This window comes from Kitasatospora sp. NPDC004289, from assembly GCF_053602875.1.
Genome location: NZ_JBSGEL010000081.1, coordinates 1 through 15,326 on the forward strand (window position 1 = coordinate 1; position 15,326 = coordinate 15,326).

16 protein-coding genes and 1 pseudogene are annotated in these 15,326 nt (G+C 74.9%); 7 read left to right on the forward strand and 10 right to left on the reverse strand.

Annotated features, from left to right (window positions below):
• A pseudogene (locus ACWEPF_RS34265) lies at positions 1 to 185 on the reverse strand (hypothetical protein); the annotation flags it as partial.
• A 278-nt stretch (positions 186 to 463) separates the two neighbouring features.
• On the opposite strand from ACWEPF_RS34265, the gene ACWEPF_RS34270 reads away from it, so the two are divergent.
• Positions 464 to 940, forward strand: a complete 477-nt coding sequence (locus tag ACWEPF_RS34270; RefSeq protein WP_452175661.1) for a hypothetical protein — start codon at positions 464 to 466, stop codon at positions 938 to 940.
• A gap of 259 nt (positions 941 to 1,199) precedes the next feature.
• On the opposite strand, the gene ACWEPF_RS34275 is transcribed toward ACWEPF_RS34270, so the two are convergent.
• Positions 1,200 to 2,564: a tetratricopeptide repeat protein gene (locus tag ACWEPF_RS34275; RefSeq protein ID WP_452175662.1), complete on the reverse strand. Its 1,365-nt coding sequence runs from the start codon at positions 2,562 to 2,564 to the stop codon at positions 1,200 to 1,202.
• Between the two features lie 332 nt (positions 2,565 to 2,896).
• Here ACWEPF_RS34275 and ACWEPF_RS34280 point away from each other — a divergent pair, with 332 nt between their 5' ends.
• Positions 2,897 to 3,640 carry a nuclear transport factor 2 family protein gene (locus ACWEPF_RS34280; RefSeq protein WP_452175663.1) on the forward strand — a complete coding sequence of 248 codons (744 nt, stop codon included), beginning with the start codon at positions 2,897 to 2,899 and terminating at the stop codon, positions 3,638 to 3,640.
• 141 nt (positions 3,641 to 3,781) lie between these two features.
• On the opposite strand, the gene ACWEPF_RS34285 is transcribed toward ACWEPF_RS34280, so the two are convergent.
• The 3 genes from ACWEPF_RS34285 to ACWEPF_RS34295 form a co-directional block, all read right to left on the reverse strand.
• The gene (locus ACWEPF_RS34285) at positions 3,782 to 4,744 is read right to left on the reverse strand and encodes an electron transfer flavoprotein subunit alpha/FixB family protein (protein ID WP_452175664.1); all 963 of its coding nucleotides are present in this window, start codon (positions 4,742 to 4,744) and stop codon (positions 3,782 to 3,784) included.
• A 41-nt stretch (positions 4,745 to 4,785) separates the two neighbouring features.
• Positions 4,786 to 5,571: an electron transfer flavoprotein subunit beta/FixA family protein gene (locus ACWEPF_RS34290; RefSeq protein ID WP_345289468.1), complete on the reverse strand. Its 786-nt coding sequence runs from the start codon at positions 5,569 to 5,571 to the stop codon at positions 4,786 to 4,788.
• Between the two features lie 368 nt (positions 5,572 to 5,939).
• Positions 5,940 to 6,353 carry a TlpA family protein disulfide reductase gene (locus tag ACWEPF_RS34295; RefSeq protein ID WP_345289467.1) on the reverse strand — a complete coding sequence of 138 codons (414 nt, stop codon included), beginning with the start codon at positions 6,351 to 6,353 and terminating at the stop codon, positions 5,940 to 5,942.
• Between the two features lie 233 nt (positions 6,354 to 6,586).
• Here ACWEPF_RS34295 and ACWEPF_RS34300 point away from each other — a divergent pair, with 233 nt between their 5' ends.
• From ACWEPF_RS34300 to ACWEPF_RS34320, 5 genes are all read left to right on the forward strand, one after another.
• Complete coding sequence (locus tag ACWEPF_RS34300; protein WP_345289466.1) at positions 6,587 to 6,997, forward strand: DUF4395 domain-containing protein; 411 nt, start codon at positions 6,587 to 6,589, stop codon at positions 6,995 to 6,997.
• A 183-nt stretch (positions 6,998 to 7,180) separates the two neighbouring features.
• Positions 7,181 to 7,948: a lysophospholipid acyltransferase family protein gene (locus ACWEPF_RS34305; protein ID WP_345289465.1), complete on the forward strand. Its 768-nt coding sequence runs from the start codon at positions 7,181 to 7,183 to the stop codon at positions 7,946 to 7,948.
• A gap of 379 nt (positions 7,949 to 8,327) precedes the next feature.
• Entirely contained in the window at positions 8,328 to 8,714 is a 387-nt protein-coding gene (locus ACWEPF_RS34310) for a hypothetical protein (protein ID WP_452175665.1), read from the forward strand.
• Positions 8,711 to 10,540: a GMC family oxidoreductase gene (locus ACWEPF_RS34315; protein ID WP_452175666.1), complete on the forward strand. Its 1,830-nt coding sequence runs from the start codon at positions 8,711 to 8,713 to the stop codon at positions 10,538 to 10,540. The genes ACWEPF_RS34310 and ACWEPF_RS34315 overlap by 4 nt, the downstream gene beginning before the upstream one ends.
• Positions 10,537 to 11,346, forward strand: coding sequence for a hypothetical protein (locus tag ACWEPF_RS34320; RefSeq protein ID WP_452175667.1), 810 nt, complete (start codon positions 10,537 to 10,539; stop codon positions 11,344 to 11,346). The genes ACWEPF_RS34315 and ACWEPF_RS34320 overlap by 4 nt, the downstream gene beginning before the upstream one ends.
• Positions 11,347 to 11,353: 7 nt before the next feature.
• Here ACWEPF_RS34320 and ACWEPF_RS34325 read toward each other — a convergent pair whose 3' ends face one another.
• The 5 genes from ACWEPF_RS34325 to ACWEPF_RS34345 form a co-directional block, all read right to left on the reverse strand.
• A complete protein-coding gene (locus tag ACWEPF_RS34325) occupies positions 11,354 to 12,409 on the reverse strand; it encodes a DUF4190 domain-containing protein (RefSeq protein WP_452175668.1) in 1,056 nt (351 codons plus the stop codon).
• A gap of 44 nt (positions 12,410 to 12,453) precedes the next feature.
• Positions 12,454 to 13,455: a DUF4190 domain-containing protein gene (locus tag ACWEPF_RS34330; protein ID WP_452175669.1), complete on the reverse strand. Its 1,002-nt coding sequence runs from the start codon at positions 13,453 to 13,455 to the stop codon at positions 12,454 to 12,456.
• A 125-nt stretch (positions 13,456 to 13,580) separates the two neighbouring features.
• Positions 13,581 to 14,219 carry a hypothetical protein gene (locus ACWEPF_RS34335; RefSeq protein ID WP_452175670.1) on the reverse strand — a complete coding sequence of 213 codons (639 nt, stop codon included), beginning with the start codon at positions 14,217 to 14,219 and terminating at the stop codon, positions 13,581 to 13,583.
• A 13-nt stretch (positions 14,220 to 14,232) separates the two neighbouring features.
• A complete protein-coding gene (locus tag ACWEPF_RS34340; protein WP_380148699.1) occupies positions 14,233 to 14,784 on the reverse strand; it encodes a hypothetical protein in 552 nt (183 codons plus the stop codon).
• A gap of 29 nt (positions 14,785 to 14,813) precedes the next feature.
• Entirely contained in the window at positions 14,814 to 15,305 is a 492-nt protein-coding gene (locus ACWEPF_RS34345; protein WP_452175671.1) for a hypothetical protein, read from the reverse strand.
• Positions 15,306 to 15,326: the final 21 nt, after the last annotated feature.

The window sequence follows — 15,326 nt, forward strand, 5'->3', positions numbered from 1 at the left end:
CCAGGTTGACCGTGGACGTCCAGTGGACGGTCAGTCAAGTTTTCACCCCGGGGCACGACCGGGCCGGTCGCGTGCGGGATGCCGAGCGCCTCCAGCCAGGCCGCCAGCAGGGGCGCGGCCGGGCAGTGAACGGTGCCCCGCGCCGGGTGGTCGAACGCGGTCACCACGGTGACCTGGTCCGTCATGGCGCCTTCCGTTCGGAAGAACTCCGTCCTCGTCGACCGGTGCACGTGCCGTCTCCGTCCTTGGTCCGATGGCCGGACACCCCGCCCGGCACACCCCGTGATCTTCGGAACCGGACCGGCCCCGGATCGTCTCCCCCCAGGGGCGCACGGTGGTGTGCTGACGGAGCGTCGGAGCGCTCGCCTCGACGACCCGTGCGCCCCACCCGTCACCAGTGGCTCCCTCGGCCCGGGCGGGAAAGGCATTGCCGCCCGGGATCCCGGCTGGGAGAGTCGCGCGGGTGAGCGACGAACCCGAGGACCTGGTGCTCGAAGGCGGCCTGACCCCCGAGGAGGCGGTCGAGCTCGGCGGCCTCCTCGACGAGCTGTTCGGCATGGCGGTGTCCGTGGCCGTGGAGGCCGAGGTGCCCGTCCCCGGCTCGGCGGAGCGACTCGCACGGACGGTCCGGGCCCGGATCGGCGAGCCGGACTGCCGGATCCAGACCGACTCCGACGGACTCCGCGCCCTGCTCGGCCCCACCGGCCTGGACCGCGACGACCCCCTGGCCGCGCTCACCACCGCCACCGCCGCCCTCGGCGGCACCTGGGAGGCCCCCGTGGTCACCGTCACCGACCTGGGGCAGGTGGCCCACGCGTCGCGGCGAGCCGCAGACGGCCCCGACGGGACCGGCGCCACCCGGATCCACGTGTGGACGGGCTGCGCCTACGCGTTCTCCGCGTACGCGGAACAGGAGGCGAGGCGGACCCCGCCCCCATGACCGCACGCCCCACCACCCGCCGTCCCCCGTCTCGCCGTCCTACCTCCCTCCGCCCCGCCTCCCCACCTCCGACTCCCCCGCCGTCCCACCTCCCTCCGTCCCACCTCCCTCCGCCTCACCACCTCCGACTTCCCCGCCGTCCCACCTCCCTCTGCCTCACCACCTCCGACTTCCCCGCCCTCGCCCTCCCTCTGCCTCACCACCTCCGACTCCTCCGCCCTCGCACCTCCCTCCGCCTCACCACCTCCGACTCCCCCGGTCAGGGCCGGAAGCCCCCCGTGGAGCGGGAGTTGAGCAGGTGCGAGGCGTGCGGGCTGCGCCGGTGCGGCAACAGGGCCGCCCGCATGGCGGCCTGGGCCTCGTCGATCCGACGGGACCGCAGCCCGGTGCGCAGGCTCAGGAAGCGTTCCCAGGCCAGGCAGGCGGCGTCCAACTCCCCCGCCTCGAGGTGGAGTTCCCCGAGCCGGGCGAGCACCAGCGCCTGTGCCCGGGGTTCCTGGGCCGGCCTCAGCCGGGTGGAAAGCCGCAGATCGGTGAGGGCCCCGGCCCGATCGCCGATGCGCTGCCGCACCTCGGCCCGCTGGTGGGCCAGGGCCGCGGCGTTGTAGCCGCCGATGCTGGGCCACGGGCCGGTGGCCCGGTCGAGCTCCCGCTCGGCCTGCCGGATCGCCCCGACGGCCTCCCGGTGCCGGCCCACCGAGGCGCGGGCCAGGGCGAGTTGACCGTGCAGTAAGGCCAGCGTGCGCGGGTCGGAGCGGCCCGCCACGGACAGTGCCCGATCGGCCAGCCGGAGCGCGGCCTCGTGGTGGCCGAGCCGGTGCGCCTGCACGCTGAGCGCCCGCAGCACCAGGGCGAGGGTCTTCGGTTCACCGCTCTCGTCGGCGAGTTCGGCCGCCGTGAGGTACCAGCGCTGGGCCGTCCCGTGCCGCCCGTGGTCGAGGTGCAGGAAGCCGCCGAGGGTGACCAGCCGGGCACAACTGCCCAGCAGCGAGCGGCGGGTGACCGGGCTGGCGCTGAGCCGCAGCCAGGGGAGCGCGACGCTGGTGGTGAAGCCGCTCAGGGCCCGGAGCACGGTGCCCGAGCCGGTCAGGTGGTCGCTGTACGAGAACTGTGCGGTCAGCTCCTCGACACAGGCCACGTGCCGTCCGCCGAGCCGCTCGCCGCCGCCCTCCACCGGGCGCCGGGGGCGGACCACCCCGGGCCTCGGCGGCAGCAGCTCCAGGTCCGCGGTGCGGTACACCGCGGCCCCGGCCCGCAGCAGCCCCGGCGCGTACCGAGCCTCCGCCCCGTCCCCCGACGTCCCGTCGGAGGACGCCCCGTCAGACCCGACACCTCCCGACCCGGCACCTCCCGCCCCAAAACCTCCCGCCCCGGCCAGCCCGGCCTCGACGGGGTCGACCGGCCGCCCCAGCCGCCGGGAGAGCGCCTCGGCGATCAGCAGCGGCACCGGCGGCCTGGGCCGGGTACCGCTGAGCCACTGGCTGACCGAGGCCCGCTGGTAGTGCAGGCGCAGTCCGCTCTCCCGCCCGACGGCGTTGACGGCCCGGGCGAACTCCTCCCCGGTCCAGCCGGCCTGCGCCAGCAGCAGGCGCAGGGCCGCGTTGTCCTGGGGTGTGCGGGGCATGGCGGCCTCCACTGTTCGACCTGCCGGGCGGCGGGGTGCCGATCCCGTCATGCCCGGTGGAACGAGCCGGTGAGCGCCCAGCGAACGGTGGTTCATCGGCGCAGGGGAGCACGCACCGGTGGTGCGCCGCTCCCCGCACTCCGCGATCGCCCCGCAGAACCGTGGGTGCACGACCTCTTGACGGCGCGCCAGTCTTGACACACCACTCCCCCTGGACCACTGGAGTCGTCCCCCGTCCCACCCGATGCATCAGAGTGGCCCGGCCGCCACGTGCCGGAGCCCGCGCCCCGCACACTCCGGGGCGCCGCCACGACAGAGCCGAGGAGATCGGTGTGACGCACCATCTGGCCCGCCGGATCGAGCGAGCCTTCGACACCCTGGACCGGGCGGCGGCCGACGCCCTGTGCGCCCCGCACTACCGCGAGCACGGGGCCGTGACCGACCCCGGCCCGGCCGACCGGCTCGGCGCCGTCCTCACCGGACTGCCGCCGGACTTCCGGTACGGCCTCGAACTGACCCTGTGCGAGGGCGAGCTCCTCGTCCTGGTCGGCGTCTGCGAGGGCCTGCCCGGCGGCCCGCTCGGCGCGGTCGACCTGTTCCGGGTGCACGACGGCCTGCTGGTCGAGCACTGGGACGCCCTGGGCGCCCTGCCGGAGCGGCCCTTCGCCCCGCTCCACCTGCGGCGCTACGAGATCCCGGCCCCCGATTCCCATCGGCGCCTCACCGAACGGGCGCTGGCGCTGCTCGGCGCCGAGGGCGAGTTCGCGTACGCCGAGCGGCTGTGCGGCCGGTTCGGCGCGCACGGGTACGGACCCCGGCAGCTGCGGACCGGCACCCGGCGGCTGGAACGGACCGTCACCGACGGGGACCAGGTGCTGCTCCAGTCGACCCTGGCCACCGCCACGGGCCCGCGCACCGAGTACCGCCTCTACGACCTCGGCCGGGAGGACGCCCCGACCTGCTGGCGGCTGACGGCCCCTCAGGCCCCGGTGTCCGCGGTGTCCGGGGTGCCCGGGGTGGCCGCGGTCCCGCACGGTGATCTCCGGCCGCGCCCGGACGCGGTCCTGACCCACTGACCCACCGGCCCACTGACCCACCGGCCTGCCGGCCCACCGGCCTGCGGCCGGGCCCTCCGGGAAGGGCCCGCTCGCGGGAACGGCGGAGCCCCCGCCGGAGCGTGACGCTCCGACGGGGGCTCCGGGTGCCTGGAGGCGGGCTCAGCCCTTGCGGGCCTTCACCTCGGCGGTGAGCTGCGGCAGGACGGCGAACAGGTCGCCGACCACGCCGTAGTCGACCAGCTCGAAGATCGGGGCCTCGGGGTCCTTGTTGATGGCCACGATGGTCTTCGAGGTCTGCATGCCGGCCCGGTGCTGGATCGCGCCGGAGATGCCCGCCGCGACGTACAGCTGCGGGGAGACCTGCTTGCCGGTCTGGCCGACCTGGTTGGTGTGCGGGTACCAGCCGGCGTCGACGGCGGCGCGCGAGGCACCGACGGCCGCGCCGAGCGCGTCGGCCAGCTCCTCGACCACGCCGAAGCCCTCGGCGGCACCGACGCCGCGGCCACCGGAGACCACGATCGCGGCCTCGGTCAGCTCCGGGCGGCCGGAGGAGACGCGGGCGGTGCGGGCGGTGACCTTGGCGGCCTTGCCGGTGAACTCGACCGCGACGTTCTCGACGGCGCCGGCGGCCGGGGCGGCCTCGGGGCTGGTCGAGTTCGGCTTCACGGTGATGACCGGGGTGCCCTTGGAGACCTTCGACTTGACCTGGAAGGAGGCCGCGAAGACCGACTGGGTGGCGACCGGACCGCCGTCGCCGGCCTCCAGGTCCACCGCGTCGGTGATGATGCCGGACTCGAGGCGCAGCGCCACGCGGGCCGCGACCTCCTTGCCCTCGCCGGAGGAGGTGACCAGGACGGCCGCGGCACCGGAGGCCTTGGCGATCTGGGTCAGCGCGTCGACCTTGGGGACGACCAGCTGGGAGGTGAACTCGTCGGCGTCGGCGACGTACACCTTGGCCGCACCGAACTCGCCCGCCTTGGCGGCGATGTCGGCGGCGGCGGCACCGGCGCCCAGGACGACCGCCGAGGGCTCGCCGATGCGGCGGGCCAGGGTCAGCAGTTCGAGGGCCGGCTTGCGGACCACACCGTCGGCGTGGTCCACGAGAACCAGGATCTCAGCCATGATTTCTTGCTCCTGATGGATCGTGGGGCACTAACGGGTGGTCAGATGAACTTCTGCTCGGCCAGGTAGGAGGCCAGCGCCTTGCCGCCCTCGCCCTCGTCCTTGACGATGGTGCCGGCGGTACGGGCCGGGCGGGCCGCAATGGCCTCGACTGCGGTCCAGGAGCCGGCCAGGCCGACCTCGTCCGCCTCGATGCCCAGGTCGTCCAGGTCCAGCGACTGGACCGGCTTCTTCTTGGCGGCCATGATCCCCTTGAAGGAGGGGTAACGGGCCTCGCCGGACTGGTCGGTGACCGAGATCACGGCCGGCAGCTCGGCCTCGAGCTGCTCGGTGGCGGCGTCGCCGTCGCGGCGGCCCTTGACCGTGGTGCCCTCCAGGGAGACCTCGGAGAGCAGGGTGGCCTGCGGGACGCCCAGGCGCTCGGCGAGCAGGGCCGGCAGGACGCCCATGGTGCCGTCGGTGGAGGCCATGCCGCAGACGACCAGGTCGTAGCCGACGTTCTCCAGGGCCTTGGCGACGATCGCCGAGGTGCCGATCACGTCGGTGCCGTGGATGTCGTCGTCGTTCACGTGGACGGCCTTGTCGGCGCCCATCGACAGCGCCTTGCGCAGCGCGTCCTTGGCGTCGTCCGGGCCGACGGTGAGGACGGTCACCTCGGCGTCGCCGTGGGCCTCGGCGATGCGGAGCGCCTGCTCCACGCCGTACTCGTCCAGCTCCGACAGGAGGCCGTCGACGGCGTCCCGGTCGGTGGTGGTGTCGTCCGCGAAGCGACGGTCACCGGTCGCGTCGGGCACGTACTTCACACAGACAACGATCCTCAAGCTCACGGCCTGTCTCCTGTACTGGTCTCGTCCGGCGGCAGCGGCCGCGCGAGTGGATGCGAACACGCCACGCACCCACTCCGGGCAGCGGATTCCTGTGCCCGTCCGGAACTTGCTGGCAGCATACTCGCGAGTAGCTTAGCCGTCACTACTGGCCAGTAGCTTAGCTCTGCCGCAGTCCGGCCGGGCGCTCCGCACCCCGTGCCGCCCACGGCCCGGAGGGCCCCAGGACGACCGCACTGCCGTCTGCGCCCCATCCTGCCCCAGGCGGCGCCGCGTACCCCCTGACGGGGCGGCCGATCCGCTGTGAGATTGAACGAGATCGGACGGTATTGACAAGATCCACCCGAGCGGCCGGGGGCTCGGACCCTCCGTCAGATCGCCTCGCCCAGGGCGGCTATGACGTCCGCGCGGCGGGGCTGGCCGGAGGCGCGGCGGACCACCCGGCCGGCCGCGTCCAGGACCAGGACGGTCGGTGTGCGCAGGATGTCCAGCCGACGGACCAGGTCGAGGTTGAGCTCGGCGTCCACCTCCACGTGCGCCACGCCCGGCACCATCTGGGCCACCTCGCCTAGCACCCGCTTGGTGGCCCGGCAGGGCTGGCAGAAGGCGGTGGAGAACTGCACCAGGGTGGCCCGCTCCCCGAGCTCCGCGCCCAGCTCGTCCGCCACCAGCACCTGCGAGGCGTCCTTGGTCCGCACCTTCACCCTCCCGTCCCACCGCTTCCTCGCCAGGCCGAATCCGCCCGCGAGCACCAGCACTCCGACGCACACCCACAACCCGGTCACCGCACCAGTGTGCGGCATCTCACCCGGAAGGCGGTCACGCCCCCGGCCCCGGGGCCGCCCGCGACCACCTGCCGGACACCCCTGGGCCGCACCCGCCGCCGGGCGTACGATCCGGTCCATGGACTCCGCCCGTCTGACCCGCCGTCGAGTGATCGACCTGTGCCGGGTCACGACGAGCCACTGTCGCTGAGACTCCGTCAGCTCGCAGTCCGTTCCGTCACCTCGGAGTCCACGTGCAGATCGACCCGCGCGGGCCGCGCTTCGCCGCCGCGCTCACCTCCCTCGTCCTGGCCGCCGTCCTGGTCACCGGCAGCTGGTGGCCGCTGGCCGCCCAGGCCGCCGTCTTCGCCCTCTCCCTCGCGGGCCGCTCCCCCTACGGATGGCTCTACCGGGTGGCCGTCCGCCCGCGGCTCGGCCCGCCGGCCGAGCTGGAGGACGACCGCCCGCCCCGCTTCGCCCAGGGGGTCGGCCTCGCGTTCGCCCTGGTCGGCACCGTCGGGTACCTCGCCGGAGCGCCGGTGCTGGGCCTGGCGGCCACCGCTGCGGCGCTCGGCGCCGCCTTCCTGAACGCGGCCTTCGGCTACTGCCTCGGCTGTGAGATGTACCTCCTGCTGCGCCGGAACCAACTCCGCCCCGGCGGCTGAGCACCCGCGATCCCGCCCGCCGCGGCGGCCACGGCGCGGACCGGCGTGACATCGACCCCCGCTTCGGGGGATCATGCGCCTGTATCACCCCGTGGCCACCGCGGCGTGCCCGCCTCCGGTCGGCCCCACCCGCACCCCGGGGCCACCCGACCGGGCCCAGGCCCGCTGGAAGTAGGGCTGACCGTGGCAGAGTTCGTCTACCCGCCGGTGATCGCGGCGGCGCTGACCGCCTTCAGAGCGCTGGACTGCCGGATCGAGATCGTCGGCGCCGAGCACATCCCCGCCGAGGGCGGCGCGGTGCTGGTGAGCAATCACATCAGCTACCTGGACTTCCTCTTCGCCGGCCTCGGCGCCTTCAAGGGCGGCAGGCGCAAGACCCGCTTCATGGCCAAGGACGACGTCTTCAAGCACGCCGTCTCCGGCCCGCTGATGCGCGGCATGAAGCACATCCCGGTGGACCGCGCCGACGGCCAGCCCGCGTACGAGGCGGCGGTCAAGGCGCTGCGCGAGGGCGAGGTGGTCGGGGTGTTCCCCGAGGCGACCATCAGCCGCTCGTTCACCCTGAAGAAGTTCAAGACCGGCGCGGCCCGGATGGCGGCCGACTCCGGGACCCCGCTGCTGCCGGTGGTGCTCTGGGGCACCCAGCAGCTGTGGACCAAGGGCCGGCCCAAGACCCTGACCAAGCGTCACGTCCCGGTCACCATCATGATCGGCGAGCCGATCGTGCTGACCCCCGAGGACAAGCCGGTGATGGTCACCCGGCGCCTGCGGGCCGCGATGACCGAGATGCTCGACCGCGCCCAGCGCGAGTACCCGGGCAAGCCGGCCGGTCCGGACGACACCTGGTGGATGCCCGCCCACCTCGGCGGCACCGCTCCCACCCTGGAGCAGGCGGAGGCCGAGGACGAGGCGGAGGCCGCCGCCAAGGCCGAGCGCCGCGCCCAGCGCTGACCCCTCCGGACGGGGCGGGCCACCGGATCCGTTCCGGCGGCCCGCCCCGTCGGCTCAGAAGGGCCACCACCGGCTCCGGGACTCCTCCGCCGCGGGCGAGTGCGGCCGGTCCCACCCTCCGACCGGCCGGAGCAACCACCGCAGGAACGCCCACAGCCGCGCTCCCCGTCCCTGACCCTCCATCACGCCACCCCCGCAGTAGCTCCGTCCGTACTCCGACGGTATTCCCGGAACGTCTCCGACCTGACACGGCCGGGTACCGGTCCTGCCCCGGGAGGGCGGAATCGCGCCATCCTCATCCCGCCGTGCATGAGCTCCCCCCACCGGGGCAGCGATTGCGGACAGTGTCCTGACGAACTGTCGGCGGAGGTGACGGCCCGTGTCAGCGTGGTGCGAAGAAGAGGAGACGGCCCGGTTCCTGGCCGTCTCGGCGGAATTGACGGGCCACACCGAGGGCGAGCTGATCGCCACCGGCCGGGCCGGGGAGTACCGCGCGGTGGCCCTGCGCGAACTCGGCCCCGAGGGGCTGCGGCAGGTGCTGCGGGACGGCGCCCGCCCGGGTGCGCCGCTGGACGGCGCCCGGGCGCTCGCCCTGCTCTGGTACACCGGCAGCTGGGCGCTGGGCGGCGGGCTGCCCGTCCCGGTCTCGGCGCGGGCGTACGAGGCCGGGCTGGTCTGGCGAGCCGTCGGCACCCACGCCCCGGGCGCCGGGGCGGACGGCTTCGGCGGCTGGTCGCAGCCGCCGGTGCCGGGGGCCCGGCCGTGAGCGCCGGGGCCGCGGACCGGCACTACGACGTGATCGTGGTCGGCTCCGGGGTGGCGGGCTCCCTGGTGGCCGCCCGGCTCGGTGCGCTCGGCCGGCGGGTGCTGGTGCTGGAGGCCGGGGCCCGGCCGCCCGGTACGGCCGAGCTGCTGGCGGCGCAGTCGGCCGGGCCGCTCAAGCTGCCGACCCTCGCCTTCCCGCAGACCGCCGGCGCGCCCTGGCCGGAGGTCACCGACCCGCCCGCGCCCGGCGGCTACCTGGTGCAGGCCGGACCGCTCCCGTACGGCAGCGGCTACCTGCGCGCCACCGGCGGCACCGGGAACGTCTGGACGGGGCTGGCCCCGCGGATGCTGCCGGAGGACTTCCGCCCCTCGCGCTACGGCCGGGGGCGGGACTGGCCGCTGGACTACACCGCCCTGGAGCCCTGGTACCGCGAGGCGGAGCGGGAGTTGGGCGTCTGCGCGGACGTCACCGAGCAGCGCGAGCAGCTCGGCCTGGAGTACCCGGACGGGTACGTCTACCCGATGCGCGCCCTGCCGCCCAGTCACCTCGACACCGTGATGGCCTGCAAGCTGGACACCCGCAAGGTCACCGACCCGGTCACCGGAGAGCTGGTCGAGCTGCGGGTCACCGGCACCCCGCAGGCCCGCAACGGGCTCCCCCACCCCGGCTACGACCGCGGCCGCGGCTTCCTGCCGCAGGGAGCGGACGGCCGCCCCGACCCGGAGAGCCGCTGCCAGGGGCACGCGTCCTGCATCCCGCACTGCCCCTCGGGCGCCAAGTACACGCCGCTGCGCACCCAGGGCGGCTGGGCCCGCTCGGTGACCCTGGTGGAGCAGGCCGTGGTGAGCCGGGTGCTGGTGGACGGCACCGGCCGGGCCACCGGCGTGGAGTGGCTGGACCACCGGGGCGAGGTCCGGCGCCGCGCCGCCACGGCCGACGTGGTGGTGCTCACCGCGCACGCCGTCGAGAACGCCAAGCTGCTGCTGCTCTCCGGCCTGGCGAACCGCAGCGGCCAGCTGGGGCGCAACCTGATGGACCACCCGGTGCTGCTCACCTGGGGCCTGATGCCCGATCAGACCGGCCCCTACCGCGGACCGGGCTCGACCTCCGGTCTGGAGGGCTTCCGCACCGGGGCGGGCCGGGCCCGCCGCGCCGGGTTCCGGGTGGAGATCGGCAACTGGGGCTGGGCCTGGGCCGCCGGCGCCCCCTCGGGCGAGATCGCCCGGCTGCTGCGCGAGGGCGGGCCGGACGGGCACGGGCACTTCGGCCCGGAGCTGCGGGCCGCCGTGACGGACCGGATCGGCCGTCAGTTCGCCCTGCAGTTCGAGCTGGACCAGCCGCCGGACCCGGCCAACCGGATCACCCTGCACCCGACCCTGCGGGATCCGCTCGGCCTGCCCCGCCCGGTGGTCCGCTACGACGTCGACGCGTACGTCCGGGACGGCATGGCCGCCGCCGCGGCCGTCTCCGACCAGCTCTTCGCCCTGCTCGGCGCCGAGGACCACACCGACTACTCGCCGGCCGCCCTGTGGCCCGGGCGCTTCGAGCGGGACGGCCGCGCCTACGCCTACCGGGGCGCCGGGCACGGCGCGGGCACCCACCTGATGGGCCACTCCCCCGCCGACTCGGTGGTGGACCAGTGGCAGCGCTGCTGGGACCACCCCGGCCTGTACGCGGTCGGTTGCGGCTCGATGCCCTCGGTGGCCACCTCCAACCCGACCCTGACCATGGCCGCGCTGGCCCTGCGCTCCACCGAGCGGATCGAGGCCGAGCTGGCCGAGCGCGACCGCCCCGCCACCGTCTCGCCCACCGGAGTGCCCCGATGAGCCCCCTGCCCCTGCCGCCCGTCCCCGAGCCGTACCGGGTGCCGTTCCACTACGGCGCGCTGCACATGGTCGGCCTGGACTTCCTGGTCGACCCGGGCCCGGTCCGCGCCCTGCTGGGCAAGCACCACCCGGCCCTGGCCGCCGCCGAGTTCGAGGGCAGCGCGGTGGTCTCCGTCAACTACCAGCTGTACTTCGCGCAGTACCCGGGCGGCGGCGGCATCACCCAGGAGATCGAGGTCAACCTGCTGGCGCACCCCGCCGACGCGGCCGACCGGCTCCCCGAGCTGACGTACCGCCAGTACGCCCACGGCTGGGAGCGGACCGGGCTGACCGGCATCGCCCGGATCCACGTGCTCTGCGACAACCCGCTGGCGATCGACGCCGGCCGCCGCCTGTACGCCGAACCCAAGTACCCGGGGAGCTTCGATTCCCTGATGCCCTCGCCGAACGGCCCGGAGGACGGCCGCACCTGGCGGGTGGACTGCCGGGACGGGAGCGGGCCGCTGCTCTCCTTCGAGGTCGACCTGACGGACCGTCCGTCCGCCGTGGTCAACCACACGCCGATCACCGGCTACGGCACCACCGCGGAGGGCCGGGCGCTGGCCGGCCCGATGGCGGTCCACCACCCCGGCACCTGGTACGACCTGGAGGGCACCGGTACCCGCCTGGCCCTGCACGCCCCCGACTCGCCGGTCGGCCAGGACCTGGCCGCCCTGCTCGGCGACACCCCCGCCACGGCGGCCTGGGCCTACCAGTCGCCCCCGGTCGCCGCCCACCAGCGGCCCTACTACCTGCCCACCCGCTGACGGGAGGTCAGAGCGAGCCGGTCCAGTAGATGGTCCGGCGGTTCGTCAGGTCGTAGTCGAAGGAGACCTCGACCTTGTCCGTCGCGCCGGGCGGAACGGCGAAGGCCTCCCGGCCGGTCATCGTCTGCCCGGCCGGGACGGAGCGGCCCAGCGGCTGGTGCCGCCCGCTGCCGTCGACCACGGTCTCGGCGCGGCCGCCCACGCCGTCCGTGAGCTTGAGGTAGTTGAACTGCATGGTGCGCTGCTCACCGGTGGTGTTGGTCACCGTGATGACCACCTCCACCACCTTGTCGCCCTTGGCGATCCCCTGGGCGAACTCGTCCGGGGAGAACGGCCCCGGCTTCTCCACCGTGAACCTCAGGCCGTCCGGGGTGGTGTAGCTCTGGCCGAAGGCCAGGTGCCGGGACCGCTCCTCCGCGGCCTTCCGCTCCTGCTCGGCCTCGGTCCGCTTGCGCTGCTCCTCGATCTCGGCGCGCCGCTTCTCCAGGTCGGCCTGCCGCTGCTTCTCCTGGGCCTCGATCCGCTCCCGGGCGGCGTTCTCCGTCGCCTTCACCTCCTGCCTCGCCTCGTGCACCTGCCAGGCGAAGAACCCGCCACCGGCCGCCGAGAGCAGCAGGCCCGAGACGCCGAGGACCACCCCGGCCAGCGCCGTGCCCCGGTTCGTCGCGACGCCCTTGCGGACCTGGCCCATCGCGACCACGCCGAGGACCAGGCCGACCAGCGCGGGCAGCCAGGCCACCCAGAACAGCACGTAGGTCAGCGCCATCACGGTGCCCACGATGCCGAGCACCATGGCCGAGACGCCCAGCCCGTTCCGGGGCGCCGCCGGCATCGGGTAGGGGTGCGGCCAGTACGGGACCGCTCCCGGGTACGGGGGCGCCTGGCCGGGCACCCCGTTCCCGGGCGCCTCGTTCCCGGACGCCTCGTTCCCGGGCTGTCCGTCGGGCGCGGCGAACGGGTTGGCGGCAGGAGCGGGGGGCGCGGCGGGGACCTCGGCCGGTGCCGCCGCCTCGGGGGCGTCGGGGGTGCCGGGGGCGTCGGGCAGCGGGGCGGGAGTGGTCATGCGGGGTCCTTCTGGCGGTTCGTGTGCGGGAACGTGGCGGAGCGTCAGACCGAGCCGGAGCGGTCGGTGGTGCTCCACCGGGCGGTCTTGTGGCCGACGAGGTCGGGGGTGTACTCGACCGTGAGCTGCTCGGGGGCGACCAGGACGGCGTAGGCGTACTTGCCGACGCTCTGCTGGCCGGGCTGGAGCGGGTCGGAGCTGAGGAACTTCGCCCGTCCGCTGCCGTCGATCAGCAGCTGGTACCAGTTGCCGCTCGGTTCGCGCACGGTGGGCAGGCCGGCGATCTTGGCCGGCTGCGAGCCGGTGTTGACGACGGTGATGGTCACCTGGAAGGCCTTGGCCCCGTCGAGCAGCCTGGTGTACCGGTCCACCGCGTAGGGCTCCGGGCTCGACACGGTGATCTTCAGACCGTCGGGGTAGGTGTAGCTCTGACCGAAGATCAGCTGCCGGGCCCGCTCCTCCGCGGCCTCCTTCGCCGCCTTCTCCTCGGCCTCCTTGCGGCGGCGCTCGCGCTCCTCGTCCAGCCGCTTGATCTCGGCCTCGGCCCTCTGGCGCGCGGCGTTCTCCTCGGCCTTGCGCTCCTGGACGGCCTCGTGCGCGGCCCAGGCGACGAAGCCGCCCTCGACGACGGCGCCGAGCAGGCCCAGGACGCCGAGGACCACCCCGGCCAGGGCCATGCCCCGGTTGGTCGCCAGACCCCTGCGGACGTTGCGCAGTCCGATGCCGCCGAGCACCACCGCGATCAGCGCGGGCAGCCAGGCGACCCAGAACAGGAGGACCACCAGCACCATCACCACGGCGACGATGCCGAGCACCAGCGCCGCGATCCCGGGCCCGTTGCGCGGCTGCGGCGCCACCATCGGGTAGGGCGGCCAGTACGGCGGGACGCCGGGCGCACCGCCGGGGTACTGGCCCGGGACCGGAGGCGGGACGGGGCCGTACCCGGGAGCGGGCTGGGGGGCGACGGCCGGCTCGGCCGGTGCCGCGTCCGCGGCCGGTGGCGACCACGGGTCGGTGGCGTCCGGCGGCGGGGCTTGCGTCGTCATGCAGGGTCCTTCTGGCGATCGATGATCAGGCCCCTGAACGTACCAGTCACCGCACGAACACTTCTCCGCCATTTCCGCACGCCACGGCCCCGCCTCCTTGACGTCCCGTCAGGGTGGCCGCCGGTTCACCGGCCGAAGGTGTCGATGGCCTCGATCCGCCAACCCCCGCCGGAGCGGACAGCGTCCAGGGCGAACATCGCGGCCGAGTAGGTCGGCCCGCCCTTGGCGTCGGCGGCGGTGCTGGTGTTGCGCTGGTCGGCGAAGACCAGCAGCCGGGCCCGGTCGCCGTCCAGGGCCGAGACGGCGGCGTCGGTGACGGTGGTGGTGAGCACCAGCTTCTTCGCCTCGGCCTGGGTCCGGACCTCGGCGAGCAGCGCCTTGTGCCGCTCCACCGCGCCGCCGGTCAGGTAGCGGGCCGCGGCCCGGTCGGTGCGCGCCGGGTCGGCGTGGTCGTAGGAGAAGAGGGCGTTCACCGCCTCGCTGAGCTGCCCCTTGGCCTCGCTGGTCCGGGCCGGGTCGGTGAGCGCCGTGTTGTGTCGCCCGGAGTCGGCCCGCAGCCCGGCGGCGGCGTAGGAGGCGTAGGCGGCGAAGGCCGCGAGCAGCAGGGCGAGGGCGAGCAGCACGGCCGGCAGCCGACGGCGGCGGCGGTGCGCCGGGGCGGGGACGGGGGCCGGGGCAGCGGACGGGACGGCCGTCGCCGGGGGCCGGGCGGCCGCGGCCAGGCGGCGCTGACGGTTGATCAGGTGTCGGGTGGTGGTGGACATCGCTGCTCGCTCCTTACCGGCCGGTGGTGGTGGTGCCCATCGGGGCCTGCCCGAGGGCGCTGAGCTTCCAGCCCTCGGCGGTCCTGGTCAGACGGGCCAGCATCCGGCTGTCCTTGCTGGTGGGCTGGGTCTCCTTGGCGGTGCGGACGGTGATCCGGACCGCGACCATGACGGCCGCCTGGCCGGTCCGCTCGTCAAGCTCGGTGACGGCGCCGTCCAGCACCCGGGCGGTGGTGGTGGACTGGGCCTGCTGCACCTGCTTCTCGAACTCGCCCCGCCCCTGCACCAGTTGGGCGTGCAGCTCACCGGTGGTGGAGCGTTCCCAGAGGTCCAGGCCCGGGGCCAGCGCAGCGTGGTCGAGGGTGTTGAGGTTCTGCACCGCCTGCTCCCCGGCGGCCAGCACCTGGTCCCTGGCCCGGGCCAGCTCGCCGGTGCGGTCGTGGGCGGCGGCGTACCAGGACCAGCCGCCCCAGGCCGCCAGCAGGGTGGTGACGGCCAGCAGGGCGACGGCGAGCAGCTGCAGGCGTTCACGGATCGGGCGCACGGGGCGGGGGCGGCGTCGCACGGGTCTTCCTCCGGTGGTGGTCGAGGTCTTCAGAGCGAGGTCAGGTCGCTGATCACCCAGTGGCCGTCCACCGGGCGCGCGGTGACGCGGAGTTGGGCGCCGGTGAGGACCGGCGGGTCCGCACCGCGACGGGCGCTCTGGTCGAGCAGCACCAGCAGCTCGGCCCGGTCACCGGTCAGCCGGATCACCCCGGTGGCCACCGCACGGGTGGTGAGGGTGAGCCGCTGCTCGGCCGTCCAGCCACGGAGTTGCTCGCTCAGCCGGCGGTACTGCTCCTCGGCCGCACCGGTGAACGCGGCACGGGCGGCCGACCGCCCCGCCTCGTCTTGGTCGGCGCTGTAGGAGAAGGCCCGCCCGAGGGCGGCCTCCACCTGCCCGACCACCTGCTCCCGGGCGGCCGGGTCCGTCCCGTCCAGGTCCCGGTCACCGGCCCCGGCGCGCACGCTCCATCCGGCGGCGGCCATCGCCAGGCCGAGCAGCAGGGCCAGCGCGGGCAGCCCCCAGTGGAGTAACTCCCGCATCCGGGCCGGTGGTCGGTCCTC